The organism is Dyella sp. PARNA 12/25 (assembly GCF_055702865.1).
In genome coordinates this window covers 22,661-49,108 of sequence record NZ_JBVQCI010000013.1, presented here as the reverse complement: position 1 = coordinate 49,108, position 26,448 = coordinate 22,661, and the positions used below count along the sequence as shown (strand labels likewise).

Below are 26,448 nucleotides of genomic sequence, written 5' to 3'. Positions count from 1 at the left end.
GCGCTCCTACAGAGCTGGCGTGTTTGTAGGAGCGCACTCGTGCGCGACCCGCATAACCTCAGTCAATCCGCCACGTCGGCAATCAACCGATCCAGCTCGGTCTTCAACCACGCGCCATTCATGCGCAGCCAGTCGCGCTGTTCGCGCCACTCGGGAAAAAGGTTCTCCACCTGCGCCCAGAAGCGCGGTGAGTGACTGCGCACCTTCAGATGGCACAACTCATGCGCGAGCACGTAACGCAGTGCGCTGGGCGGTGCGAGCGCAAGGGCGAGGTCGAGGTTGATGCGGTCGCGCGTATCGAGGCTGCCCCACAAGCTCTTCATGGGGCGCACTCGCAACGCGGTAGGCGCCAACCCGAGCATCGGCACGTAGCCTGCAAGCCAGCGGGAAACGTCGCGTCGTATTTGTGATTCGAGGAACGAAGCGAGCAAGCCACGCGCTACGGGCAATGCACGCGTGTGTGGGCGCGGTATCGTCAGGGTGAGTGTGCCTTCGCCAGCGTCGACGCGGGGATACGGCCCGTCCGCCCAATCCAGCTGCACGGTTTCGCCACGCATGGGAATGTCGGTAGGTATACCGACGCGCAAAGGCGGCAGCGGTTTGACGATGAGGTGCAACTCATCGAGCTTGCGCTCCAGCCAATCGGCGTGATGTCGCAGGAATGCGCTTACCTGCGCCGGATGCGTGCCGTTCGGATACGACACGCGCGCGCCCTTGGGCGTCACGGTGAGGCGCAAGCGACGTGCGCGCGGATGCGCCGCTTTGAGCACACGGATCGTGCTGCCGCTTGCGGTGGCCAGTTCCAGCCAATCGCCTTCAAGGTTCTGCGTCATGTTCCCCGCCTACTACGACTACCCGGCGTCCAGGCCCTTAAGTGTCCCAGAGCATATGTGGGGGGAGCATGCAGGCTTCGCAAGACGAGCCGGTGACCGCCCCACCCCTGCCAGTAGCCAGGGTGGGGCGGGAATCTCAGGCCTCGGCGGGACGCGGCAGGCCGAACCACTCTTCCAGCTTGCCCAGCAGGCGCTCCAGTTCGAGCGTCAGCAGGGCGAAGGTGGCGTCGGCTTCAGCGGCGGCGTCCGGGTGGCTGTCGCCCAGCTCGTCGACCACCACGTCGAGGAACTTCAGCTTGCGCACGATCAGGTCTTCACCCAGCACGAAGCTCATGCGCTCATCGAAGGTGAGACCGAGCTGGAATACCTGCTTGCCGTTGCGCAGGTGCTCCTTCACTTCCTCGCCGTCCAGGTCCTGGCGGCGGCACTTGGCGATGGCACCCGTGGCCGAAGCTGGGTCGCGCAGCTCCACTTCGTCGCCCAGGGCCAGACCGGCCGGCAGGTTGCCGTTGGCCAGCCAGTCGGTCATGAGCACGCGCGGGCCCTCTTCCGGCGCCAGCGGGACGGCGGGGAAGCTGCCCAGCGCTTCGCGCATCTGGGTGAGCGTATTCTCGGCCGACTTGCGACTGGACGTATCCAGCACCAGCCAGCCGTTCTTCTTGTCCACGTAAGCGCGCTGGCGCGAGCTGCGGATGAAGGCGCGCGGCACCAGTTCGTTGAGCACGTCCTCTTTCAGGCGCTTGCGCTCGCGGCCGCCGACCTTGCGGCCTTCTTCTTCGGCGATCTTCTGCACGCGGCGATGAAGCTCATCGTTTACCACCGCGCCCGGGAGGAGCTTGTCCTCGCTGCCCACGGTGACCATGGTGCAGGCGTGCACGGCGTGGGTGAGCGCGGCTTCCTCGCCACGACCCACCGGCGGCACGAAGCCCTTGGTGCCCATTTCCATGGGGCCACAGGGGCGCAGTCGATAGTCGCCCAACACCTCGTCGAGGCGGCTCAGGTCATCGGAAACGTTGGAGGAAAAGCGAAACAGGGTGAGATTACTAAAGAATGGACGACTACTCATGGACACCAAAATATCTACGGAGAAGTATGGAAGTTCTTAGCAGATCAGTTGCCCAAGGAAGCAACTCAAGTGCCCGAAAAGGCCACGCTTCTGCGATGCTGAATATAGCAGTGGCGCAACCCGAGCAGGGCGCATCGAAATCGTTCCTCCAAGACCGAGGCCCCAGGGGTGATGCCCCCTATGGCGCCTGCAGTTGGGTGAGTCCGTCACCGCGCCTCGCGAATGCCGCTAACCCATAGAACATAAAGAAGATTTACTGAGAGCTCGCTTCCATGTGGGCGTCGTTCCAGGTCTTGTTCGCCCGATCAGACCAAAGCCCCTTCAGCGCGTGAAGGTTAGGGCCGTCGCTCGAGAACCCTCAGAATCTGGCTTCTATGGCCAATGCGGCGACAGTTGTTCGGAGACCTTCGGTAACACGAAGAAAGGTGTCGAGCGTGATGTTGCGTTCACCACGCTCGATTCCGCTGGAGTACGCACGATGCATGCCGATCGCGTCCGCAAACGACTCCCAACTGATCTTCATTGCCTCTCGCCGCGCCTGAATAGCAAGGGCTAAGGCATCCGCCAGACCTTCGCTCGCCATGGTTCGAGAGAGGTCAGTGGACCTCCGGGAAATGCCTCGGGTGCCGAATCTGTCGGTTGCGACAGAGCGCCTCAGTGAATTGTTCGATGGCGGATCAACGCGGCGCGCAGCGCATCCAGCGAAGGGCTAAGCGTTTGGTACTCGTCATCGAGCCGCGTTACCTCATAGGCGAATATCGTCGCCAGGGTGCTAAGTGGAAGCTCCGCCGGACGCGATAGACCCCGATCACCCCAATGTCCATCAGCCACGTAACGAGATGTGTGGGCGATTGACCTCGCAAAGACTTGCCCAAGTTGAATAGCGTCCGTGTTTCCCCGCTGGCGAGCGATGGCTACTGAATGCACTGCCAGAGTAATGAGATACATAATCTTGGCTACGCTAAATTGCTTGAGCGCCTGACGAAGCTCTTCAGTCGCCAGATCTGCCCATGCCGGGTTATAGCCCGATCTCGCCAAGGCCCAATGTGCATACTGGACCGTTTCGGCCAGCGCGAGATCCTCCCACATTGCAAGTAGGGTGTGCACCGCGTCTTCCGACGGCTCGACCTCCTTGAAAAGCTCTCTCAGCTGATCATGTTGACGACGACAGTCCCGCGGCGCCCAACGTATGCGCCACGCAACGCTGTCAAAGCCGCATTGCATCCAATCCCGCGGCATCAACCAATCATCGGCGCGCGACGGCGAAAGGTCGGGCTCTATGACGCCCAGCGCCTGAAGCGAAAGCAATACGCGCTGAGAATAGTTTTCGTGCGGCGCAAGTGGCTGCTGCAGCGCATCGAGCGGCAGGAGGCGGGTCTGCGTTACGTCCGCAGCCGTGCGTACGGCCGCCGAAAAGTAGAGGTTGGCGGTCAGGTCACTCGATTTCACAGCGCACCTAGGAATCCCGTGGGGCAAGGTCCCCTCGATGGAGGGGACAGGTAATGAGCCGGCTGCATATTAAGGAACTCTTAGTATGCAGGCAAACCATCCACGTTGAAGCTGCTCTAGAGCTATCTAGGAGTGGGTTCAGGCGTGGCACGCGGAGGCAAAAAGGAAGCAGTCGTCGCGGCGCGTCTGCGGACCGCCCGGCTGGAGGCGGGGCTTTCTCAACGTGCGCTTGGCGTGCAAGCCGGCATGGATCCTTCAGTGGCTTCGCCCAGGATCAACCAGTACGAACGCGGCAAGCACACACCTGATACCAGCACGTTGCTCAAGCTCGGTGAAGTGCTGGGAGTTCCGGTGGCCTATTTCTTTGCCGAGGACGACGACCTAGCCGCCTTGATCACGACATTTCATCGGCTATCACCGGCTCCTCGTCGACGTATCCTTGCCTTCCTAACGCAGCTGACCAGTCGGCGCTAATAAGATGAATCGTTGCCTGCGTCACTGCGGGCTCGCGGTTTCGCAGCTGACTCCTCTATCCACCCAAATATGCTCCGCGCAGGGCCAGCGCATCGATGCGCGCGTGGTGTCGCCACGGTTGTAGTTCTGGGTGTGTTTGCCACCAATGCTCCTTGGCGGACAGCAATTCGTCCAGACGCTCCCATTTCAAATTACTAGGAAGCGGACCTGCCGGTAGTGAGACTTCAAGTCCGTCCAATACATACTGACACAGGGCGCGGTCATGACCTGCCTCGTAGCAAATCGTCGGATTCGACACGCTGGATAAGAACTCGCGGGCTTTCCGCACCAAGGAGAAATCGTCCATGGCCCATTGACCGCGCTCCAAAAGTGGATACACCACGCTCTTGACCCATGGCGTCGGATCTAATGGCAGCGGATCGCGTTCGGCATAGAACAAATGCCGGCTGTCAGCGGAGACCAATGCAATGGATACCAGATCGCTCGCTAATGTGTCCGCCCATTCGCAATCAAGGAAGAGCTGCATCAGCCTACGACTTCCATGAAGGCAAAGCGCAGTGCTTCCGCATCAACACCCGCGTGGTGTCGACGAGCATTGGCTGTCGGGTGGCCCTGAAAGTAGATCTCAAGCTGATCCATGACATCTTGGCGAGTGACGAGTACAGGCTCAAACGGAGGAATGGCTGCACGCAGTTTGCCGAAGCCAGAAAGGGCTTGAGTGAGCTGGACCTTATCGATCTGCCCGTCGAAATGGATGCGCGGATTGTTGAATGATGTGACGAATGCTCGCAGCTTTTCTGTAAAAACCTCATCAGGAATGGCCGAATCTCCGCGTTCCAGTAGTGGGTAGACTGTCGCCCGGACAAATGTTGACGGCGCTCCAGGTAGGGGGTCGCGTTCCGCATAGAAACGTTTGCTTCCATCCGCATTGACCAATGCAAGACTTACTAGCTCCCGGCAAGCATCATTGGCCCACTCAGTATCAAGAAAAAGTAGCTCCGCCATTTCTCGTACCCTTGATCTATCACTTGATTCACTATCAGCCCCCTGTCGCAAGTTCGTGGACCACCATCTGCTTTAGTTTAGGTCCGCTTCGGGTCGGAAGCAGACCTTTTACTATTGTCGATAGTCCACTTTGTAAATCATGCCCTTGGGCATGTTTAGTGTGATCACGGTTCCTCCGCACTCGAACCGATGCTGCCCGGCGGTTACTGGCACGGGTTGGCCATACCCGCCTGACCAGGCTGCGCCATCAAAGGTTGGCGACTTACAAGCCATGCCCGGACCATCGTAGATGACAAAGTATGGCCGTCCGTCTGCTGACGTCCCTGCCGGCCCGGCGAAAAATGCCTGCGAACAACCCCCAAGTACCGTGAGAGTCAAAACGAAAAAGATCCTTCGACCCTGCATTGCACCAAGCTCCCCGGTTGGTAACGACGTGATCCGAGCGTAGGCACAGCGAGCGTTTGAAGCGCCTGCCGGAAGTCACCGGCAAAGCTAGTTGCCCTATGAGGGGACTGTCCGCTTCGGGTCGGAGGCGGGCATTAGTCTGCCATTACCTCACGGGCGCGACACTGCAAAGTAGCTACGCACCGATGGAGCATGAAAAAGGTACGCGTAGCTGGAAAGCCCCCAAAATGCTGCTGACGCGACGTCCAATAGCCTCAACTCGACATAGGGAATGCTTAGTACTTCGATCAGGAAAGGGCTGAACACCAAGATCCATCGAAAGCCGGGTCTGCGCGCAGCGACACCCAGGCAGCCGACGAAGATTAGGAGCAGCCATAAGACGGGCGACACCCAGGCCCCGGACCGCCACATGTAAGTGAAGGGTGTTGTCTGATTGCCAGTTCCCCAGATGACCGACATCGTTGCCATAGCGACAAGCCCCACAACACAGCCGAGCGTCCCAAGCACTGTAATGACCCGAAGGGTCGTGGGCATGTCGCGAGTATTCGCCATGTTGGCTGCTGCTTGACGCCAGATGTTCAACGTTCCTCCCCGTTTTGATCACTGGATCCGGTAACGTCCGCTTCGGGTCGGAAGCGGACTCATCCCCTTGCTGGTGGCTAACGCCTGAGTTAAGCGGCGGGCGCCCCGTTCTTCCGCTTGGACGAATGGTTACGAGCTTTGCCAAGAACCTTAAGTGTGCCGGCCGCGCAAGCGGCTGCCAGCAATGCAACAAAGGTGCCGCCCGTGAGCTGGAAGTATGGCCATGTGCCTCGCAATAGCTCACTGTCGCGAGAGTGACCGTCTGTGTAAAGGTTGAAAGCCAAGTATGCAAACCACGCAACAGCTGCAGCGACGAACGGTGCGCGTCTGTTCCTGATAAGAAGCGCAATCAAGATGCTAATACAGGCCGGCACGATCAGATTCAGCGCCGCCGAGATCGCCCACTCAGTCATGCACCTGACTCCCCAACTATCGAATAGACGGATGTGCACGTCAGGATAACAATCCGACGTAAAGTCGGACATCGAATGCTGCGCCGGCAGGTCCGCTTCGGGTCGGAAGCGGACATTCCATTGGCGTGCCAATGTCATGTTTGGCCGGGTAATTCTACTTAGCGTTTCTACGTCATTTTGCGGTTGTCCGGAGCGACTCTCTAACCCAACCATTCATCATCAACGAGATGATTCGGACGGGCCCATGAAAACCGAGATGACGAAAAAGCTATCGCGCAGGCTCATCAAAGCCAGTCTGTTTTCGGCATGTCTTGCCATTGTACCCATCGTTTTGGCCGGCAATGCGCAGCCCGCTCCTTTCCCTCAACAGAACCAGCTTCTGCATAGCAGGGCCTTTGAGGTGGCCGTTTGGGGGATGCCCATCGTTGCCATGGACGCCATCAGGCAGGGCTACCTCGGCCTTGGCGCGAAGCTCAACGACATTGCCTATTTCTCTCAGTATCCCGATTGGAAGTTCCAGACAAGCACACCTAACGCCTCCACCCGCTATATCTACAGTTCCTACAGTACTAAGCAGGACGGCCCCTTGGTGCTTGAAGTACCGGCAGCGGTTGGCGCAGGGCTGTATGGACAGTTGTGCGATATGTGGGACGTTCCCCTCAACATCGTTGGACCCAGCGGGGACGACAAGGGAAAGGGCGGCAAGTACTTGATCCTTCCTCCGGGCTTCAAGGGGGATGTGCCTGCGGGGTACATCCCCGTGCGCTCGTCGACATTCGGCGGATTCTGGCTGATGCGTACCATCGCAAATGGCAGTTCGAAAGCGGATCAGGACGCTGCCGTAGCGTTACTCAAAAAGATTCGCATGTACCCACTCTCTCAGGCCAGCCATCCACCTGAGCAACGGTTCATCGATGCCTCGGGCAAGCTGTGGGATGGCCTTCCGCACATGGACGAGACGTTCTACGCAGTACTGGCGAAGATGGTGGACGAGGAACCGGTGAATCCGCGCGATCTTGCCATGATGAACATGCTGGCCACGATTGGCATCGAAAAGGGAAAGCCGTTCCAACCAGATACGGCCATGAATGCCACCTTCCGCGAGACCGCGGCTGAGGCACGGAGCTACTTTCAGTACCTCCAGGCACGTTCACTTCGACCACACTGGGACGGCGCAAGCTGGGGGCTTCCTGATGCGGCTGCCATGAAGACGGAGTTCTCGTATCAGACACCGGACATGCTCAATTACGATCTTCGTGGCATGGGTGGCTTCATGTTCTGGGGACCACCCAAAAAGATGGATGCGAGCGCGCCCACGATTTATATATCCACGGTCAAAGACCACAGCGGGCAGCAGCTTCGCGGCGGCAAGACATACAAGCTGCATGTTCCCGCCCATGTGCCGGCCAAGCAGTATTGGTCAGCTACGGTCTACAACTGGGATACCGCTGGCTTCATTCGCGAAGCTCCCGTTGTCAGCCTGGACTCCTACAACCAGAAAACGGTCAAGAACTCGGATGGCTCAGTGGATATCTACTTCGCCCCGACGGCCCCTGTGGGTAAGGAAAACAACTGGGTGACCATAGGAAAAGACGGCGAATGGCTCGTCATCTTCCGGCTGTATGGTCCAGACAAATCGTTCTTCGACAAGACGTGGAAATTGCCTGACATCGAGGAGGTTGGCTCTTAACGACTCTAACGTCCATCCTGAAGACGTGTCCGCTTTGGGTCGGAAGCAGACATCAGCGTCTGTCGGCCGACGCCAAAGCATCGGAACCGGAGGGGATTAGGTGTCACGTGCTAGGACGGGGGTCATTCGGGGTCGCGTCCTTTCGTTCATCTCGCTGGCGATGTGTAGCCGAAATGAAATCCACGAAGGCGGCCGCCGCCCCCGCTGCCAGGCGCGCATGTCTTGGCTCAAGACCGCGATGATTGCCCGCGCGACCATGGCCTGAACCATAGAAGCCCCTGAGTTCGGCCAGGTTGTGGGTAATAGATGCCAAGTTGTTGAGGATCACCTTAATGTTCTTGGCACCCTTCGTAGCATCCGGGATGTCGTCCGGAACCAATCTAAGCGCCCTCGTCAAAAGCTTCGTCAGATCTCCAATATCATCCGAACGATTGAAGGGGATGTTCCGCTTCTCCAAGATCGTTTTGATGCAACTTTCGACCAGATCTTTTGCTGTGCCGATAGCCATGGCGGGGTCACCTTCGATGCAACGTTCAAGACGTTCAATCTCTTTGGCCATCCAACCGGCATCCAGTGCGTCAGCTACGTTACGCGCCCGGGAAACGGCGTGTGTTCCGTTGTCGCTGACAGCGCGATAGGCGTACCGAGGGCGCCCGGCAATCCGTTGCTCCTCGAAGAGCTCCCAACCTTCTGGCCGCAGGGCATCATTGAACTGATTGGCCAGCCGAAGTGCTTCATCTCGACCTGGCCGCACCAACGGATGGATCATCTCGCAAAGAAACCTAAGAAACGTTTCGGTCGGGCCACCGATCAGGTCAAAGCGTTTGTCACCGAATACCCAATCCCTATCCCAATCATCGTTATTGATCGTGTGCTGCCAAATGTCGCCAGCTGCATCTTTGAAGCGAGAGTCATTGGACGGCAACTTCTTCAGATCGAATATACGTTGGAGGAATTCCACGTCATCCAACTGACCGTTGTAGATCACAGCATCCATTTTCAGACCATCAATGATGTCTGTGCGAACGCCTTTGGGGAGCTCTTGGGCTCCGTTTCGCCAATCGGCCTTGGCGGACAACTGAGGCACGATCGAGATGGAATAGCGGTCACTCGACAACTGAGCGACGGCCGCAGATAGGCGGTTGCCAATCTGCTCTTCGAGCTGAGTGCGCCTTCCGCCCAGTCGCGCATACTCGGCAGGCTGAACTGGAAGGTAGATAGTCCACAACGTGGTTCCACCGTTCCAGTTGTCGTAACCCGTTTCCTCGATGCGAGCGTCCGACGTGCGCACGATTTCAGCGGCGTCGGCCAGGCCTTCGGCGGCCAACATTTCAGTGGTTGTCGCGAGCACCCTTTCAAGGTTGTCGTCGTCCCGCATGGTTCCCCTCCCGAGCCCTGACGGTCCAAGTGTAGGCGACCAGGGGTATTCACCGTCTCAAAGATGAAGCTGGCATGTCCGCTATGGGTTGCGGTTTCAACCGGTCAACGCAACACTTTGATGAGATCGTTCTGCGTGGAATATCAATCTACTACGTTTTCCTGGTGGCCCATCTAACCATTCTACTGTGCCATTAAGTCGGATCACCCTGAAATTAAGGCACTTCCCGCCTACTGGCATTCGAGCAAAGAATCTGAGCCTGGATGCCACCGCAGCGCACCTTCTGCTAAACGCCAAACAATTGCACACCGACACCGGCACAATTGCACAGTAGCGCTAACTAAGTTGCACACTTGCGCCAAAAGCGCTGCACAACAGCACCAGCTTGATCAGTACGGCCCGCATGAATTTCGCGTACTCGAACGGCGGCAACTGATGATTTGCCGCAGCGCACGGACGACCGCTCCGACGCAACAAGAATTTGAAGTCGATGCTGAACAGCCCCAGCTTCATCGGTGGCTGTTTGGTCTGTGTCACGCCGCCATGGGCAGTTTGCCCACGAGTTGATAGTAATGAGCTTCGGCCTGAGCGGGTGCGTGGTACCCGATCGACGAGAGCAGTCACCTATGGATGACCAGTCCACTCATTCCAGAGTGGACAGTTCCGCGTTTTCCCTGCGTGGCCACGCACGCCGGTGGATCACCTCGGCCTTTCGAAGCATCGTCGTATTTTCGAGTCATTCGAAAGTAGATGAGGTCAACTATGCCATGGCATAGTTGACCGGTGACAGGTCGCCGAGAGAGCGATGCAGTCAGTCAACCGCCTGCCACTGTTACGCCCCGTTATCGCCCTAGCTTCCCAACAACGCGCCCTCCAAACCTTACTTCTTGGCCAGTTGTTACTTCAAGCTTGACCGGGTCCTTGCATTCACCTGTGGCTTCATTAAAAGAAAATAGCGCCGCGGCAGTCGGTTCTGAGATCATCCTGACTTTAGCCGTGGGTCCAATTGACTTTCTTACCCAAACGATACCTCCGACAGAGCTAGCCCCTAAGTCACCTGAATTTGCCAGAACCACGCCTAATGCAGACCAGTCGCCCTGCGTTGGTCGATTCTCGGTATCGAATGACCAAAACACGACTGCACCTTGCGACGAATACGCCGGCATCGGACTGGATAGCCAGCCCAAGTAGTTCATAGATATAGACGCCGCTGCTTCGAATCTTATGCTGTCAGCACAAATTGGCCCTGTGCCACCTGTATCAGCAAGTGTTGCTGGTGCAATAACGCATCCAAATAAAAGCAAAGTGAGCCGTCTAAGATAGGGACTTGGCATGACCATCCTCATTGAGTTGCTATTGCACGTCCTATTTGGAACAAACCGCATCAACAATCAGTTTTGACCGCTCTCATGAATGTGATTCTGATGATCCTCTGTGATTTTTGGATCATCAAAGTGCTCGGGCTTCCCGCCTGACTTATCCGTCTTCTCCATAACAGCCGGTCCGAAATTTTCCCGCGAGTTGGACTGCTTTTCGAATGCCTTTTGGAGATCCTGTACTTCTTTAGATTCACCTTGGCTTCGAACGCTTTGGCCATTCACCTTATTGATGTCAACGGCCCGGCCACCAGAATGGCGGCTAGTGGCTGCATGCTGACCACCAGTTGTACTGTTGATATTTACTGAGGTCACACCAGAGGCGATAACCGCGGCCTCAACCATCTTAGCTGTCTCAGTGGAGACGGGTTGGTTCGGTGAAGCTCCGTTGGGATTGTCGTTATCGAACGTAATTGTTGGCCCATTTGGGCCTGCAGGGTGGGTGTCGATTGTGGACATATGGCAATCCTTATCTACGCAAGTTGCCTTTCCGTCGGGGTCAATGCGCGTCGTTGGATTGTTATCGGCGTAGGTGTATGCGCTAAATGAGGAAACCCGCCCAGCCGTTTGTATCACCGGATCCACGCTCAAGAACTGCCCCATACTGGGGTCGTAGTAGCGCGCCTGCATATACGTCATTGAGGTATCGGGATCGCTCACGTGACCGGTATATCCGGGGCCATTCTGCTGGGTGCCAAGCAACGTGCTTCCGAAGGGGGTGTAGTCAAAGGTTGCCGTGACATTGCCAGCGCCGTCGGCTTCCGCCACGGGCGACCCCTGACCATCCGTATAGATGTAGGTGACCGTCGCGCCGCCGGCGGTTGCGATCGAAGAGCCGCCGAGGCCGCCGAGAATTAAGAGCACTACAAGAGACCGTTTCATCCTTGTGCTCCTTATGGACTGACGTAGATGGAAGCGGACCCGTAGCCGCTCCAGGCCGAACACCCGGAACTGGTACAAGCCATCACCCGTTCATAAGCAACGCCCGAGTAGTGAGCCGTCCAGTTGTAACCGTTGGCACCCGCGTTAACGAGAGGGCGCACACCCTCCCCTGGGGCCGTGATCTCCACTTGGTAGTACGTGGCGTTGGCTACCGCTGGCCAGCTCGAGGTCACGTTCGCCAGATGGCCACCCGGCGTGACACCCAACGAAGGTGCCGACGGGGTGCCGGGGATGAGCCATACGTAGACGCTGGCGGTTGCGCTCCATGGACCGCAACCGCCGGCATTACAGGCGCGCGCGATATAGCCATAGGTCGTATTGTGCAGCTTGCCGGAAGCTCCCCAACTCAACGCATTAGCACTTTGCACGGCGCTCCAGCCGCCGCCATTGACCTGCTCCAGCAAGTCATAGCTGGTAGCGCCGCTCACACCCGTCCAGGTAACGGTATAGCTGGAGGTATAGACCGTGCCCGGCACCGACACCACGGGAGCCCCTGACGGTGGGATCGTCACGACAACCGTCCCGCTGGTGGTGTATCCGCCACATCCGTTCGCGTTGCATGCTTTTACGCGATAGGCATAGTTGGCTGTGGTACCCACGGAGAATGCATAGCTGGTTGCCGAACCATTGTAGATGGCCGCCCAGCCTGCACCATTGACATTCTGCTCCAACGTATACGAGGTCGCGTAGGTACTGGATGACCAACTGACGGTCATGGGTCCGTTGCTCGTGGCGGGAGCGCTGATCCCGCCGGGCGGGCTCGGTATGTGCGCAATGGTGGCGCTGTTCGATACCGTAGGTGTACTGCAACCGCCTAAGTTGCACGCCTGTACCTGGAACGCATAGGTGCCATCGGCTGGATTACTGAGCGTGAAACTCGTCGCCGTCCCACTGTAGGCATTGGCCCACGAGCCATTGTTGAATCGTTGTTGCAACGTATAGCTAGTGGCGCCCGAGGAAGTGGACCAGGACACCGAGATGCTTGAAAGATCACCGGCTGCAGTCGCCGAGGCGGAGCCCGGAGCAGAAGGTGCCGACGGCAGCGCCGGAACCTGGAACTTCCCAGCGCCGAGTACTAACAGGTGGTCCGTGCCAGCCGTATTGATACCGTAAACATAAATTCCTTGGCCGGCATTTTGAGAGCGCACGGAAGCACTCAAGGGAATGCTAAATCGGAAGCTGCCGCTCCCTACGCCGCATGCGCTGGCCACGGCCGGTTCACTGGCCAGCGTGGCAGCCGTACGACTCACGTAGGTACCAGCCGCGCTGCCAAGGTACAGGTCGACGTTCACCGACTGCGTTGACCCGTACGAGCAAGCCCAGCCGGTAATCGTTGCATTACCCTGTCCATCGATGGGAACGGCGTCGATGTTGCCTCGGATCATGGAGGCATAGCTTTCGCTTCGCGCGATAAGCTTCTTGCCGAGATAGATGTAGTCCGTGGTTTTGGTCGTTGCGGCCTCGTACTGATACAACAGCTGGCCAGCTTGGCTGTAAAAATAGAAGGTGCCTGGCGACCCACTGGCAGGTGACCGCAACACGCGACGTCCATTGGCGTCGTACGAATAGTTGTCGTAGCCCGCAATGTTCAGCAGCTGGTTCTTCTGATCAAAGGTAAGCGCAGCACCGTTTCGGCTTGAGACGTTGCCGCGATCATCGTGACCCAAACTAACGGTCGTGCTGGAACCCTGCGAAATGGTGTTGAGTCGATTCAGGGTATCGTAGTTGTAAGTGAACGTTTGCCCCTGGGCGGTACGACTTCGCAAATTGTCGAGTGGGTCGTAGCTGTAGCCTTCCGTCCCCCACAAGCTCGATGCCGTCGCGCTGGTTAATCGATCTAGACCATCGTATGTGAAGGTCTTGCTTCGCGGCCCGCCAGCGAGATCGTTCACCGACGCTAGATTGCCATTGCCGTCGTAGCCAAGATCTTCGCTGAAGTTGAGCGTCGAACCCTTTGCATACGTAACGTTGCTAAGCAGCAGGCGCTGGTTCTGTTGCGCGAGATAGTCCGTCCCGTTCCCGTACGTGAAATGTTGCAGGGTTCCGTCGGGGTAGTACGTGGCGCCGGAGGCGTAGGTGCCGGCTTTGGTCGGACGCCCGAGCGGATCGGGCGCATAGTCGATCGCTGCGCCGTCGGGATAGATGACCGTTTGGACACTACCGTAGGCATCGTGCGTGTAGCGAATGGCATTGTTACCGTTACCACTGACCCCAAACGTCTCCGCGGTCAACTGACCCAACTTGTTGCGCGTACCCGTCCAGGTGGAAATACCGGAGGTCGCGGTCTGCAGCTCGCCTGTCGGGTAGTACGTGAACGCGGAACTTTGCGTGTTCGCCGGCGGCTGCTCGGCCGTCATCCGGTTGATCGGGTCGTACTGGTAGTATGTTTTCGCCGCTTCCGGCACCGTGCTTTGACCGCAGTCCGAGGTGCCAATGTTTTGCCCGACCGCCGTCCAGTTGATGTTGCCAGCGAGGTCGTAGGCCGTGACGTTGCTCGCGCTCTCCGGTGCATAGACTCGGCACAGCTTGTGGTTGGCGTCGTAATAGAAATTCTTCGTGACGCTGACCGTGCTGGTACCGTATACGCCGGACTGCGCAATGGATGTCACGCTATCGAAGACGTCGCGACCGATCGCTTGCGTGACGCCCTCCGGCGACTGGATTTGAACGGGCGCATCGTAAGCCGGTTTCTCAAAGGCCTGGAAATGTGTCGTGGTGACGCCGTTTCGAGGATCTGTCCTCACCGTGGCGAGCTCGCCTTGGGAATAGGTCACCGTCGTGGCCAACGCCCCCTTTTCAGAATCCTGGTTGATCTGCGTCACGCGCTGAAGCGTGTCGAGGGAGGTGTGGACACCACTGGTAACGCTGCCCCAGTCAGGCGACCCAGCAACAGGGTATGACTGAAAGACGACGTTGCCGTTCCAGTCGAAGTCTTTCCTTAGCGTCGAATGCGAAGAACCGTCGGTCGACGCGTAGGTATCGGTTAGTACGGGGCGCAACCACGCGTCATAGTAAGTAACAGCAACAGCATTTCCTTTGGAGACAGTACGCCGCCAGTGACTGCCGGTAATCCCTCGCTCCGTGGAAGCCACGAAATCGTATGTGTATAGCGACGGGTACCACGCGACCTCATCACCCGACGGGTAGTCAATGCGCGTGACGCGACCGACGCCGTCGTAGGTGTAGCCCGTGGTGTTGCTGGCGCGATCCGTGAGGGAAGTGATCCGCCCCAGGTCATCGACCACTAGCGTCGCTGTCTTGGAGTCCGGGTAACCAACCGACTGGGGGATGCCGCGCTTCCAGTTGCTCAGTTGCGTGGTATAGCTTCTGCCGTCGGTGACGCTGCTGAGTGTGCCGTCACCGGCATAGCCATATTGGTCAACTAAGAGGCCGAACGAGTAACGCGCCGTGGGGAGTGCCGACACCGGATCGATGTCCGCGCGCGCCACCTCGATGCCGTTGGTGGTCGTGCGTTTGATCTGGCCAATCACCCAACTGCTGAGATTGTCCGCATACTCGACGGTCTCGGCCTTGGAGTAACCGATGGAACTCGATTTGGTCTTGCTGGTTGGGCGCGCGAACAGGTCGAATGTGTTGACGGTGGTCGTGTAGGTCACCCCGTCCTGCGCAATCACCGTGGAGCTGATGGGGAGTGGTTGCCAGCCTTCCCGGTCACAGAGGTTGCACGGGGACTTTCCCACAATGGCGGGATAGGGCTGCCCAGTGGCACTGAGCTGATAGTTCGTCGTCTCAGTTCGAACCACCGAAGAGCCAGTGCCTGTTTCGAGCAGGAGTAGGCGCCCTTCGGCGACGTTGTACTGGTTGCTGAAGGTGTGCCGCGACCAGGTACCGTCGGGATTCGTCACGGTGACCGTCTTGGTCGTGGGACAGCTGCTTCCCGAGCATTCATCCACATAGCTGCGATTTTCTGGACCGTAGGTGTAGGCCCAGGTGAGGGGCGACCCGAAGCCAGCGCCCGCGATGGCTTTGCTGTCTATCGAGATGACGTTGATGGTGTCGGATTCGCCCGCGTAGCTTCCGCCGCCGACTTGCCCGACGCAGTTGCGCGGCACGTAGGAGCGGCCGTGCTGATGCGCACTGAAGAGGAAGGTGCCCGTCGCACCCGACGGGTGCGTCACGACGGCCTTGCCCCCACCGGCGAAATAGTTCGGCGCATCCGCACAGGACGAATGCATCGTGGTGCCACTGTTGATCGCACCACCGGCTAACGAGTAGTCGAGCTGCCATGCGCTGCCATCAGGCAATGTCACGGTGGTCAGCCCGCCGTTCGAATCGTACCCGTAGCCCCACGATTGGCCGCCGGTGGTCACGGTTGATACATGACCGTTGCTGCCGTAGGACAGGGTGATACTTCGTTGGTCACTTGACGTGATGCTGGTCAGCCGCCACGGATTGGCCGGGTCGTAGGTGTACGTCACCGTGTTGCCGAATCGGTCACGTACGCTTGTCGGAAGTACCCATATCTCGACCCGGTCCAGATCGCTCAGGCATGAAGGGTTCGGGACGGTGCAGACGGTCCACGGCTTCTCAAGCCGTTGATAGCCGCGCGAGACAAACCAATCGAAGGTGTATTGCACTCCGGTCGGCGAGATAGCAACGAAGGCCTCGCCCGGGGTGCCGTTCGCGGTGGCGGTCAAGCAGGAAAACGTCCAGTTGTCTGCGGTGACCCACGGATGGGGTTTTCCATCGCTTGGCAGATTCGCATTGCCTGGATCGACGACCATCATGGTCTTGTCGCCTTGGCCGGGAATGTAGAGATGGTTGCCGGACCAGTACTCGGCACTGGCAAAGGGATAGGCGTTGGTGCCGTTGGCGTTGGGCGGCGTGGCGTTAATGACGCCATTCTGTGTCACAAACTGGGCGGGCACCGAGCACCGCGCGTTGGGCGAGCCCGCTGTAGATACCTGCCACCCGATGGACGCCGCAAAGGATCCGTGGAGGTGGGGAATGTCGAGGTCCCAGTCACCAAATATCCCAGGGTAGGCACCGACACTCTTGTTGCGATCCTCAACAACAAATCGACGTCCTACCGCGACGGGTAGCTGATTATTTCCGGGAACGGAGACGTCGGTGACGTCGAACTCCGTGGTGCCCGTGTACAAGGCCACTTGGTCACCAAAGAGATCCGGCCCCAACGTCGAGATCTCGGTACGCGGTTTGATCAACTGGTTGAAGTTGTCATCGACCGTGACTTGAGCTGCCACTGAAAGCGCGTAGACCGAAAAAAAGGCAGCCGCGATCCATTTTCCAGCGCAATGCATGCGCATCTCCCTAGCAGTCGTCCCCTATACGACTCTTGCGCATTCGCTCGATTGGCTTTGCAGTGAACGCGATCTGAGAAGGCCAGCTCGCGCGTGCCAGAATCGTCAGCTTGGTGTGCAAGTCCCCTTGTGGCCCTCTCTCCCCGACCACAGCAAGAATGTACGGTAGTGGCAAGGTTGAACGCAACTCAGCGCCGTACATCGGAGTGATCGCCACCCGCCCCCATGGTAGGGCGCCTGGTCCGGCAAGGCATTACCCGCCGGGGTGGTGATGTCTGACAGGTAGTCACAACAGAGAGTGGTGGACACGATCAGTAACAACGGCACTTAGGAGCTCTTTGTTTAGCCCTAGCTCGGGGGGGCGCTTTCGGCCTGGGCGTCGCGAGCCTGCAACGTCGCTGCCGCCAGCACAACGAAGCCTCATCCTTCAGCCGTCGACTCTGCGTGCGCCAGCCGACGAGCGGGGGTGGCTAGTTAAGTGGCTGTCTATTAGTTTGTTGTAAATCACGGCGTTGCGGTGAATATTCCATTTCTGCCGCCACGCCATGAAAATCAAAGGCTCGCGATGGTTCTTGCTTCGCTGGACTTCTTATTGCCTGACCTTGGTAGCAATGGGTAACAGGCTCGATCTGACTCAGGGGGAATAGTAAAGGATGTCTTTCTTTAGCGGCCTGCTTCAATCAACGTCTGTCGGAAATCTCATCGGCTTACTGAGCCTTTTTCTTGCGGTACTGATTGCTCTGGCTTCAAGAAAGCGGTCCATCTGGCCTTTGGAATGAGGGGCGTGCGTCTGCTGGGCGTCTCGCAGTCTACTTTTCCTAATGAAGTCTCGGTCTTGTTTAAGGGGCAACAAATACCCCGGCTCACGCGATCGACTGTGGTGATATGGAATGGCGGTCAAATCATCATTCGTGGGAGCGATATCGTCGCATCGGACCCCTTACGGATTGGACTCGACGACGGGGAGAGAATTCTGTCAGCGACGATCATCAAAGTCAGTCGCAACGTGGTTGGCGCAACCTGTGCAATTACGGCATCACAACGCGAACTATCCATTTCATTCGAATTTTTAGACCCCAATGACGGGTTCGTTGTTGAAGTTATGCATACCGATCCTCGGCAGCACTTGGTCCTTCAAGGAACCATCGCGGGGCTGCCGGATGGCTTCAAGAATGTCGGTAAGATTCTCTCCCCGCAATCGAGAAACGTCCGCGTACCTTTCTCTTCATCGGGAACTGTGCAAATCCCACGAGCTGCAATATCAATATTTGCATTGGCGGCTGGGTTAGTGGGTACCGTGTATGGCACTTTTGCCCCAGCGGCTCAGATTCATTCACTCAATACAACGCCCACATCAGAACACTTTCCGATCATAGTTGCCGGTCTGATGTACGTGATTGCAGGGCTATATATGTTCTGGAAGTTAAGGCGTAAGTATCCGCGCTCATTGCGGCTAGATTCGCTTGATTGAGCGACTGATTTGGCTAAGGATTTCAAGCGAGGCCGTGGCTGACGCCTTTGGAGGGGCTTCCTTCTAAGGTCCGCTTGCGACCCGAAGCGGACACTCCCAGAGATGTCCGAACACTTGACGATGGATCGAAACAGACTGGGCGCGAAGTAAGTGGCGTGCTCTGGCACTTTGAAGGAGGGTGAATGAGGTTGCCTCTATTGGCCTTGTTGGCACTGCTGACGTCCGCGAGCATTCCATGCGCCGCTGCTAGCCTGAAAAAGGGATTGGAAGCCGAGAAGAGGCAGGACTTCTCGGCGGCCGTCGCTGAGTTTCAACCTTTGGCAACCCAGGGTGATGCGGAAGCCCAGTACCACATGGGGCTCCTCTACAGCCGCGGAAAAGGCGTGCCGTCAGATCCGAAACTGGCGCTGCTTTGGTTCACCGATGCAGCGAATCGCGGATATGCGCCCGCTCAAAACATTCTTGGCGTCATGTATATCCGGGGAGATGGCGTCGTACCAGATAAGGCTGCCGGATTGGCTTGGCTGAAAAAGGCCGCTGAGCGAGGTGACGTTGATGCTCAATTGAACCTTGGTATCGCATACATGTACGCGCGAGCCCCTGCCTCCCCCGACTATAGAGAGGCTGCCGTTTGGTTCGGAAAAGCCGCAGATTCCGGTGATGCGCGTGCACAACAAGCCCTCGGTTTCCTCAATGCGCGTGGATGGGGGGTGCCCAAGGACCTTTCGAAGGCCGTCTTTTGGTTCAACAAGGCCGCAGCACAGGGCCTCCCGGACGCAGAATTCAGCCTTGGATTGGCCTACCAGCATGGAAGTGGTTTGCCATTGGATTATGCGAAGGCCATTGAGTGGTATCGAAAGAGCGTAAGGCACGGAGACAAGAACGCCGTGTTTTCCCTCGGCGTCATGTATGCAAACGGCTTTGGTGTACCTAAAGATCCTGTTGCCGCCGCGGCGCTATTTGACATCTCCACCGAATGGTTGATTCGAAGCGACGAATTGAATGCTCCCGAGATCGAGAGTATTCGCGACAAGCTAGCCCGGCTTCTCAATCAAGAACAAGTCGCCCAGGGTAAGACGCTCGCCGAAGAGATGCAGCATGGCGACACCCTCACGGTGCTGGACGCCTATATCTCAAAACATCACGGGAACGGCGCCAATGAGGACCTTCACCATTGACGGTCACGCGCCGGGACTTGGATGATGCGATACGCATTTTGGCCACCATCGTAATGTCCCCTACCGACCCGAAGCGGACATTTCAGATAGGCAAAGTGAGCGACACACCATAACGGGGGAGACATGGGGCGTTTGGATTGGGCTCGCCGGATTGCGGCGTATCTCGTAGCCGTCTGGTGCATTTGGCGGGCCGGCGACGAAAGTTACGGGGCGTTTCGTGGACAGGTGGCGCCTGTCGGTGCAGCTGCACTGTCGATTGGCCTGCTGACGCTCGCCATAGGGTTGTTGTGCATGAACCAAATTGCGCGCGGCTTAGCGGCCGCATTCTTCCTTCTTGCCGCAATCATCTTTCCAATCGGAGTTTTCAGCCCGTTTGCAGCCATGGATTACCCGGGGGAGTCGCCTACGGTGACAAGCATGTTGGCATGGGCTATCCCGGCGGAGGCTGGGCTGCTGCTCCTGGCCTGGTTGCTTGATCCGCCAAGAAGCTCTTCGACTTCGCCACGGTAATTGAATGTCGGCTTCCGACCCGAAGCGGACGTAACAGAAACTAGCGGCGAGTCACCCTGGGGAGAGTGGATGAGGCGACTTTCATCTGATCAGGTTTCCAGAATCGCGGTCTCTTTGGCCGACATGCCAGAGCGAACGATCGTGCTTCTGGATGAGGTCGATGTCGCAGGTCTGGATGTGGCCACGTACAACGCGAACATCTACTGCCTGTCGACTGGCGGCGAAGTCCTTTGGCAGATCGAGGCAAACCCGGGCCTCTATGAGAGGGACTCATTCGTATCCCTGTCCCGAGCGACTGACGGTTCGCTTGTAGCTAGGCGCTTCTTCGGAAACACCTACGCCATTGACCAAGTTACCGGCGTGGCTCGCCAAATTGGCTGGTCCAAGTAACTATAGCCAGGGTCCGCTTCCGACCCGAAGCGGACGTTTAGCAAAAGCCATCGGCCGGGTTACTTTTGCCCATCTGGTTCGTCCAACCGTTTACGAGACAGCGATCGATCAGCCATGGAATACCGCTTTCCAAGTTGGATCTCATACGCCTTGCTGGGCTTCATCGTCGCGGTGGCTGGCTTCGCTTTTTATGCGGCGATGACACCTACACCGAGTTCAAGCGTTGGATCAAATATCGTTTTCGGCATGATCGGAACTTGCGTCCTTGCTGTGCTGGCATGGGGCTACTTGTATGTAAGCCGCTACGTCATTGCCCTTGGTGCCGATAACGTGGCCATTACGGGCGCGTTTTGCACCAAGCTCATTCCGCTTAGTTCGATTTCGCGGGTGATCACGGTCAGTTCTCCAAGAGGTGGGACGGATTCGTGGCTCTTGAATCGAGATGATGCCAGCCTCGCAAAGATCGACGGAGGGTTGGTTGAATTTGACGCACTTCTTGCAGGCCTTGGTGAAAAGCTTCGGCCATACCAAGTGCTCTTTTACCGCCGCGGAACCTGGGGGCCATGGGAGATGCAAGTCGCCGGCGACTCGAAGTGGGTGCCGAGCGAAGCGCCAGATCTGGTGCGCGAAACTAGTCGGCGACTTACCGTAATCCTGGTGGTAGGTGTCGTACTTATTGCTGTGGCACTAGCGGCCATTGCTTGCCAATAGACTCGTCAGCTTTCAGGTGCGGGATCGGTATCGTTAGGTCCGCTTCCGACCCAAAGCGGACCTAAGCGAGACTCAATTGGGGTAAAGATGGAAAGGGGATGAATCCGCGTCGGCATCGGGCAATCTGCCCTGTGCTTAGCACCCTGATTGTCGGCGGATGTGTGCATGCAGACGTCCCGCTGACCACTACTGTCCACCATCGCCTGTTAGTGGAGAACGATGGACAATGAGATGTCCGAAACGAAGAAATCACGAACGACTCGGAAATGCTTCCAGGCAGTACGAAGGGGCTTCGCGTCGACTCAGAACATTATCCCCATTTAGTAGAGACCATCTCGGCGCGAGTGCCGGAGTCAGCGAGGATTTGCTGACAATCCGCGGATGGCTCCCCGCATGCCGGGACCGCACCCGTTCAATGTCGTGGCGTATGCGCACCGAGATCGCCGCGCATTCGAACCAGCGGGCATGATCAAAGCCAGTGCGTACGGAAACTTTAGGTCACGCCGTTTTCTCATTGATGGCGGAAGGTCGGAAAGCTTTGTGATACTCCGTGCTGCCACAGCCGCTCCCGCTACGAGAGTCAGTGCGGATGTCGGCGTGCGTCATGAACCGGACCTCGAATCACACTAACTCGTTTTCTTCTTTGGATGGCCGATTAACATTCGAGTTGGCAAGCGTGACGCGAGTTGATTTGCGTCTGTTCGCGAAAATTTACGAAGTCGTCAAATCCGCGTGACCCTACAAAATAGTGCGATGAGTCGCACGTTTCCGCTGCAAGTTGACCGCGCAAACTCGCGCCCACTGCCTTAGGGGAAGGCAGTTCTCCCAGGTTTCGATTCTTGTCGCTGCCACCGCGATGGTGGCTTCACTCCATCACCGGAGGCGGTATGAGTGTGCAGTCCGTAAGGAAGTGGGCGCTGGTGCTGTTAATTTTCCTCATCTCGTCCGTGGCACATGCGGACATCTACTACCTCGATTCGAACAACAACCCGGCCTTGCCGCACTATCGCACCTCTGCCGAGGCTTGCGTGACTGGCGAGGTCGAATCGCGCATCCAGAATTACCGAGCCAGCGAGACCAATCCCAGCGTCAAGTATCGCGTCAGCGCCCTGAGCGTCAGCGCTGATGATGGATTGGGCGAGTTCGAGTGTCGAGCCGACATTGAGCGTACCTACGCCAACGTCTGGGTCACATTGGAATTAGTCGATACCTTTGTCTATGGAGCATTTGGAAGTGCCGAGCCCTGCAGTATCAGTGGCTATGGCGATCCCGATACGCAGCAGTGCGGTTCACCCAAGTGCACTGCGGGTGACGTTAATTGTTGCGTCTCCTGTAACGGAACGAACCCGATCCACACGGCGAGCGGCAACAAGTACCAGAAGGACAACGATTACGTCGGAACCGGTCCGTTCCCGCTGCGTTTCGATCGCACTTACTCGCACAACATGAATGTGTCCAACTTGCCGACACCCATGGGCATGGGATGGTCTCATACCTATTCGGGACATTTGATCGCTTACCCCTCGGTACCCAGCGGTGGAATTGATCGCGTGCGGGCCTATCGGCCCGATGGACGACTGCTTACGTTTTCATTGAGTGGGAGCACCTGGAAGCCGGATGCCGACGTTCGTGAACAGTTACTGGCAACGTCGACAGGCTGGCAGATCACCACGGCGACGGACGATGTCGAGAGCTACGACAACGAGGGCCGCCTCCTGTCGATCGCCGCGCTGGGTGGCTTCACCCAAACCTTGAGCTACATCAACACAGCCAGCCATCCCACCAACGCGGTACAGAAAGTCACTGACTCGCAGGGGCGCAGCCTAACCTTCGGGTACGACACGAGCGGGCGCCTGGCCTCCGTAACCGATAACCTCGGTCAGGTCATCACCTACACCTACGACGGTTCCAACAATCTCGCCACGGTGGTCTATCCGACGATCGGCGGTAGCACCGTAACCCGTACCTACAAGTACAACGAGACCGGACAGACCTCCGGTACCAGCCAGCCGAATGCGCTGACGGGTGTCGTCGATGAGAACAGTGCGCGGTACGCTAGTTGGGGTTATACCGCGGATGGCCGCGCCAATCTGAGCGTGCACGGCGCATATACGGGCGGCACTATCGATCGCACGAGTCTTGCGTACAACAGCAACGGCACTACCACGGTCACTGACGCGCTGGGTCAGGCGCGCACCTTTGGGTTCAGCGTGAGCTACGGCGTGGCCCGCCAGGCGAGCCTCAGTGCTATGTGTAGCTATTGCGGTCAACCACCCAAGAGCCAGACCTACGACACCAACGGGTACCCGGCCAGCGCTACGGACTTCAACAACCACGCTACGAACTTCACCTTCGACACGCGTGGCCTGGAAGATCAACGGGTCGAGGCCGTCGGCCTGTCCGAGCAACGAACGATTGCCACGAATTGGAACACCAGCTTCCACGTGCCGGTGCTTCGGACGGTGGCCAATGCCCAAGGCACCATCACCACCAAAACTGTCTGGGTCGACAACAGTCGCGGTCAACCTCTGGTTCGGTGCGATATTGACCCGGCCCAGGCAGGAAGCTACACGTGCGCCGCCACGGGCACGCCGCCAGCGGGCGTTCGTCGCTGGGTGTACACCTACTGCGATGTGGTGGATGGCACGCAATGTCCGGAGGTTGGTCTACTACTGACAGTGACCGGGCCGCGTACCGATCTCACCAGCGTGACCCAGTACAGCTATTACCTAACCTCGGATACCTCGGGCTGTGGCACGGTGGGTGGCTCCTGCCATCAGGCTGGCGATCTTTACCAGGTGACCGATGCCATAGGTCACGTGACCACCGCCATGGCCTACGATAAGAATGGCCGGGTAGTTCGTCAGAAGGACGCCAATGGCGTCATCACGGATGTGACCTATCACCCGCGTGGCTGGCTGCTCAGCCGTACGGTGCGCGCTAACGCGGACGGTTCCACCTCGGCCAATGATGCGATAACGCAAATCAACTACGACAGTGTCGGCAATATCACCAAGGTGACCGATCCCGATGGTGCGTATGTCAGCTATACCTACGACACGGCACACCGGTTAACTGATGTGACTGATGCAGTCGGTAACCATATCCATTACACGCTGGATGCATTGGGCAACAAAACCCAGGAGCAGACGTTCGATTCAGGGAATACAGTGCGGCGTTCCCTGTCGCGCACGTTCAATACGCTGGACCAGCTGACGCAAATCACCGACGGCCTCAGCCATACCGTGTTCACGGCTACCTACAGCGACAGCTACGACGGCAATGGCAATTTGGTGCACTCGGTCGACGCCCTGAGCGTACAACGCCAACTGGGCTATGATGGAATGAATCGCCTGGTCAGCACCATCGACAACTACAACGGCACGGATCAGTCCACCCAGAATACCCAGAGCGTCTTCGCGTATGACGAACGCAATAATCTGAATGGTGTCAGTGATCCCACAAGCTTGAACACCACTTACGATTACGATGGCCTGAACAACGCCAAGGCCGTGCACAGCCCCGATACAGGCACCACGTCCTACGTGTATGACGCTGCCGGCAATGCCATCCAGCGGACCGATGCCAAGAGCGTGGTCGCCACGATGGCCTACGATGCGCTGAACCGGCGCACCGCCACGACTTACACGGACAGCACGCTCAATATCGGCTATCACTACGACGATGCGAATAGCGTCACAGGGTGCGTGACGTCCTATCCAGTTGGCCGGTTGACGCGACTCATCGAGAATGCTGTCACCACGATCTATTGCTACGACCAGCGCGGCAATGTGATCCGCAAGCAGCAAACGCAGGGCACGAACACAGATAGCATGGGGTACGGCTATACCCTGGCTGATCGCGTGGCCAGCACGCTGACGCCAAGTGGTACCTCCACGCAGTACACCCGGGATGCCGCGGGTCGTATTAGTGGTGTGACGGTGCTGCCCCCGGGGACGGGTGGCGGTGGCTCGGGCAATGCGGTGACGACGATCAGTTACATGCCATTCGGCCCAATTGCCAGCTATACGCTGGGCAACGGCCAGACGGTCACGCGCACCTATGATGCCAATTACGCACTGACCGACGTGGCAAGTCCGGTGCTGGGCCTTCACTTTGCTCGCGATGCAATGAGCGACATCATCGCCCTCGGCAACGCGCCCGGCGCCAACCCGGCCACCGAAACCTACAGCTACGATCCACTGTATCGTCTGACGGGGCTCAAGAACGCCGGTGGCACGGTGGAGGAGGCCTATACCTACAACAAGGCCGGTGATCGCCTAAGCAAGACCGCCAGCGGTTTGGCGACAGGAACCTACGCCTACCAGACGGGTACGCACTACCTCACCAGCATCGGTAATGCGGCGCGGACCTTTGATGTCAACGGCAACACTACGGCCAGCTCGGTGGGTGGCAACACCTATGGCTTTGGTTACAACGGACGCAATCGGATGACGGTTGTGCAGAGCAATGGCAGCACCGTAGGTACCTACACCTACAACGCGCTGGGGCAGCGCACAGCAAAAGTCGCCACCATTCCATCATCGATCAGTCTGCGTTTTGTCTATGACGAAAACAGTCAGCTTATTGGTGAGTACGGCAGCAACACCCGTGACTACATTTGGCTGGACAATCTTCCGGTCGCCGTCGTCGATACTTCAGGTACGACCAGCACCGTGAACTATGTGCACGCGGATGGTCTGAACACGCCGCGTGCAGTGGCCAACGCCAGTGCTACCACCGTTTGGCAGCTTGCTTACCAAGGGAATCCTTTTGCTGAGCAGCAGCCGTCAAGCACGAGTGGGTTTGTATTGAACTTCCGATTTCCCGGCCAGTACTTCGATGCAGAAAGCGGGCTGTCGTACAACGTAAACCGCTCTTATGAAGCAGTGACGGGGCGCTACCTACAGCCAGATCCCATGGGTCTCAAAGCCGGGCCGAATTTATACGACTATGTCGGTGGTCGGCCATTGAACATCGCGGATCCGTTGGGGCTGTGCGAGGAGGATCGCTGCCGTAAAGTTCATGAAGATGCTCTTGAAATATGTTCTGACACAGCGCTGCCGTCAGGCGACAACGGTTTTCGTTTCTGGAACTGTGTCAATGCATACTTAAAAGCGCATGGCTGCGGCCCAGGTGGCAAGCCACTTCCAGAGCCTGATCAGGTTCCGTCAATACCTGCCCCGGACCCTCAGACGCAGCAGAGAACAGCAACCTCCGCGTTGACAGCGATTATCCTCATTCTTATTGGTTTGGCTTTGAACCCAGCCACTTGAACACTTAGTTTCGAAAG

17 protein-coding genes are annotated in these 26,448 nt (G+C 57.7%); 7 read left to right on the top strand and 10 right to left on the bottom strand.

Features of this window, described 5'->3' with window-relative positions:
* Window positions 1–62 precede the first annotated feature (62 nt).
* From AC0GUR_RS19200 to AC0GUR_RS19185, 4 genes are all read right to left on the bottom strand, one after another.
* Window positions 63–833: a M48 family metallopeptidase gene (locus AC0GUR_RS19200; protein WP_472879115.1), complete on the bottom strand. Its 771-nt coding sequence runs from the start codon at window positions 831–833 to the stop codon at window positions 63–65.
* Window positions 834–969: 136 nt separating this feature from the next.
* Window positions 970–1,899, bottom strand: coding sequence for a recombination-associated protein RdgC (locus tag AC0GUR_RS19195; protein WP_472879114.1), 930 nt, complete (start codon window positions 1,897–1,899; stop codon window positions 970–972).
* Window positions 1,900–2,257: 358 nt separating this feature from the next.
* Window positions 2,258–2,482: a helix-turn-helix domain-containing protein gene (locus tag AC0GUR_RS19190; RefSeq protein ID WP_472879113.1), complete on the bottom strand. Its 225-nt coding sequence runs from the start codon at window positions 2,480–2,482 to the stop codon at window positions 2,258–2,260.
* Window positions 2,483–2,553: 71 nt separating this feature from the next.
* On the bottom strand, window positions 2,554–3,348 hold the full coding sequence (locus AC0GUR_RS19185; RefSeq protein ID WP_472879112.1) for a hypothetical protein: 795 nt from the start codon (window positions 3,346–3,348) through the stop codon (window positions 2,554–2,556).
* 132 nt (window positions 3,349–3,480) lie between these two features.
* Between AC0GUR_RS19185 and AC0GUR_RS19180 the strand changes: the two genes are divergently transcribed.
* Complete coding sequence (locus tag AC0GUR_RS19180) at window positions 3,481–3,822, top strand: helix-turn-helix domain-containing protein (RefSeq protein ID WP_472879111.1); 342 nt, start codon at window positions 3,481–3,483, stop codon at window positions 3,820–3,822.
* Between the two features lie 55 nt (window positions 3,823–3,877).
* Here AC0GUR_RS19180 and AC0GUR_RS19175 read toward each other — a convergent pair whose 3' ends face one another.
* From AC0GUR_RS19175 to AC0GUR_RS19165, 3 genes are all read right to left on the bottom strand, one after another.
* Window positions 3,878–4,348: a hypothetical protein gene (locus AC0GUR_RS19175; RefSeq protein WP_472879110.1), complete on the bottom strand. Its 471-nt coding sequence runs from the start codon at window positions 4,346–4,348 to the stop codon at window positions 3,878–3,880.
* Window positions 4,348–4,827, bottom strand: coding sequence for a hypothetical protein (locus AC0GUR_RS19170; RefSeq protein WP_472879109.1), 480 nt, complete (start codon window positions 4,825–4,827; stop codon window positions 4,348–4,350). The genes AC0GUR_RS19175 and AC0GUR_RS19170 overlap by 1 nt, the downstream gene beginning before the upstream one ends.
* Window positions 4,828–5,903: 1,076 nt before the next feature.
* Entirely contained in the window at window positions 5,904–6,227 is a 324-nt protein-coding gene (locus AC0GUR_RS19165) for a hypothetical protein (protein WP_472879108.1), read from the bottom strand.
* 244 nt (window positions 6,228–6,471) lie between these two features.
* On the opposite strand from AC0GUR_RS19165, the gene AC0GUR_RS19160 reads away from it, so the two are divergent.
* Window positions 6,472–7,917, top strand: coding sequence for a DUF1254 domain-containing protein (locus tag AC0GUR_RS19160; protein WP_472879107.1), 1,446 nt, complete (start codon window positions 6,472–6,474; stop codon window positions 7,915–7,917).
* Between the two features lie 103 nt (window positions 7,918–8,020).
* Here AC0GUR_RS19160 and AC0GUR_RS19155 read toward each other — a convergent pair whose 3' ends face one another.
* The 3 genes from AC0GUR_RS19155 to AC0GUR_RS19145 form a co-directional block, all read right to left on the bottom strand.
* Complete coding sequence (locus tag AC0GUR_RS19155; RefSeq protein ID WP_472879106.1) at window positions 8,021–9,295, bottom strand: abortive infection family protein; 1,275 nt, start codon at window positions 9,293–9,295, stop codon at window positions 8,021–8,023.
* Window positions 9,296–10,686: 1,391 nt separating this feature from the next.
* Window positions 10,687–11,553 carry an RHS repeat-associated core domain-containing protein gene (locus AC0GUR_RS19150; protein ID WP_472879105.1) on the bottom strand — a complete coding sequence of 289 codons (867 nt, stop codon included), beginning with the start codon at window positions 11,551–11,553 and terminating at the stop codon, window positions 10,687–10,689.
* An 11-nt stretch (window positions 11,554–11,564) separates the two neighbouring features.
* Window positions 11,565–16,736 carry an RHS repeat domain-containing protein gene (locus AC0GUR_RS19145; RefSeq protein ID WP_472879104.1) on the bottom strand — a complete coding sequence of 1,724 codons (5,172 nt, stop codon included), beginning with the start codon at window positions 16,734–16,736 and terminating at the stop codon, window positions 11,565–11,567.
* 943 nt (window positions 16,737–17,679) lie between these two features.
* On the opposite strand from AC0GUR_RS19145, the gene AC0GUR_RS19140 reads away from it, so the two are divergent.
* The 5 genes from AC0GUR_RS19140 to AC0GUR_RS19120 all read left to right on the top strand — a co-directional run bounded on the left by AC0GUR_RS19140 (window position 17,680) and on the right by AC0GUR_RS19120 (window position 26,431).
* Window positions 17,680–18,366, top strand: coding sequence for a hypothetical protein (locus tag AC0GUR_RS19140; RefSeq protein WP_472879103.1), 687 nt, complete (start codon window positions 17,680–17,682; stop codon window positions 18,364–18,366).
* A 182-nt stretch (window positions 18,367–18,548) separates the two neighbouring features.
* A complete protein-coding gene (locus AC0GUR_RS19135) occupies window positions 18,549–19,544 on the top strand; it encodes a tetratricopeptide repeat protein (protein ID WP_472879102.1) in 996 nt (331 codons plus the stop codon).
* 579 nt (window positions 19,545–20,123) lie between these two features.
* Window positions 20,124–20,444, top strand: coding sequence for a DUF7957 family protein (locus tag AC0GUR_RS19130; RefSeq protein ID WP_472879101.1), 321 nt, complete (start codon window positions 20,124–20,126; stop codon window positions 20,442–20,444).
* Between the two features lie 114 nt (window positions 20,445–20,558).
* The gene (locus AC0GUR_RS19125) at window positions 20,559–21,155 is read left to right on the top strand and encodes a hypothetical protein (RefSeq protein WP_472879100.1); all 597 of its coding nucleotides are present in this window, start codon (window positions 20,559–20,561) and stop codon (window positions 21,153–21,155) included.
* An 887-nt stretch (window positions 21,156–22,042) separates the two neighbouring features.
* Window positions 22,043–26,431, top strand: coding sequence for an RHS repeat-associated core domain-containing protein (locus AC0GUR_RS19120; protein WP_472879099.1), 4,389 nt, complete (start codon window positions 22,043–22,045; stop codon window positions 26,429–26,431).
* The last annotated feature ends 17 nt before the right edge of the window (window positions 26,432–26,448 follow it).

Excerpts from the sequence above, each read along its gene's own strand:
- AC0GUR_RS19195 (WP_472879114.1), bottom strand. The coding sequence starts at position 1,899 with ATGAGTAGTCGTCCATTCTTTAGTAATCTCACCCTGTTTCGCTTTTCC.
- AC0GUR_RS19165 (WP_472879108.1), bottom strand. The coding sequence starts at position 6,227 with ATGACTGAGTGGGCGATCTCGGCGGCGCTGAATCTGATCGTGCCGGCC.
- AC0GUR_RS19120 (WP_472879099.1), top strand. The coding sequence starts at position 22,043 with ATGAGTGTGCAGTCCGTAAGGAAGTGGGCGCTGGTGCTGTTAATTTTC.
- AC0GUR_RS19160 (WP_472879107.1), top strand. The coding sequence starts at position 6,472 with ATGAAAACCGAGATGACGAAAAAGCTATCGCGCAGGCTCATCAAAGCC.
- AC0GUR_RS19150 (WP_472879105.1), bottom strand. The coding sequence starts at position 11,553 with ATGAAACGGTCTCTTGTAGTGCTCTTAATTCTCGGCGGCCTCGGCGGC.
- AC0GUR_RS19175 (WP_472879110.1), bottom strand. The coding sequence starts at position 4,348 with ATGCAGCTCTTCCTTGATTGCGAATGGGCGGACACATTAGCGAGCGAT.
- AC0GUR_RS19200 (WP_472879115.1), bottom strand. The coding sequence starts at position 833 with ATGACGCAGAACCTTGAAGGCGATTGGCTGGAACTGGCCACCGCAAGC.
- AC0GUR_RS19155 (WP_472879106.1), bottom strand. The coding sequence starts at position 9,295 with ATGCGGGACGACGACAACCTTGAAAGGGTGCTCGCGACAACCACTGAA.
- AC0GUR_RS19170 (WP_472879109.1), bottom strand. The coding sequence starts at position 4,827 with ATGGCGGAGCTACTTTTTCTTGATACTGAGTGGGCCAATGATGCTTGC.
- AC0GUR_RS19135 (WP_472879102.1), top strand. The coding sequence starts at position 18,549 with ATGAGGTTGCCTCTATTGGCCTTGTTGGCACTGCTGACGTCCGCGAGC.
- AC0GUR_RS19125 (WP_472879100.1), top strand. The coding sequence starts at position 20,559 with ATGGAATACCGCTTTCCAAGTTGGATCTCATACGCCTTGCTGGGCTTC.
- AC0GUR_RS19130 (WP_472879101.1), top strand. The coding sequence starts at position 20,124 with ATGAGGCGACTTTCATCTGATCAGGTTTCCAGAATCGCGGTCTCTTTG.
- AC0GUR_RS19190 (WP_472879113.1), bottom strand. The coding sequence starts at position 2,482 with ATGGCGAGCGAAGGTCTGGCGGATGCCTTAGCCCTTGCTATTCAGGCG.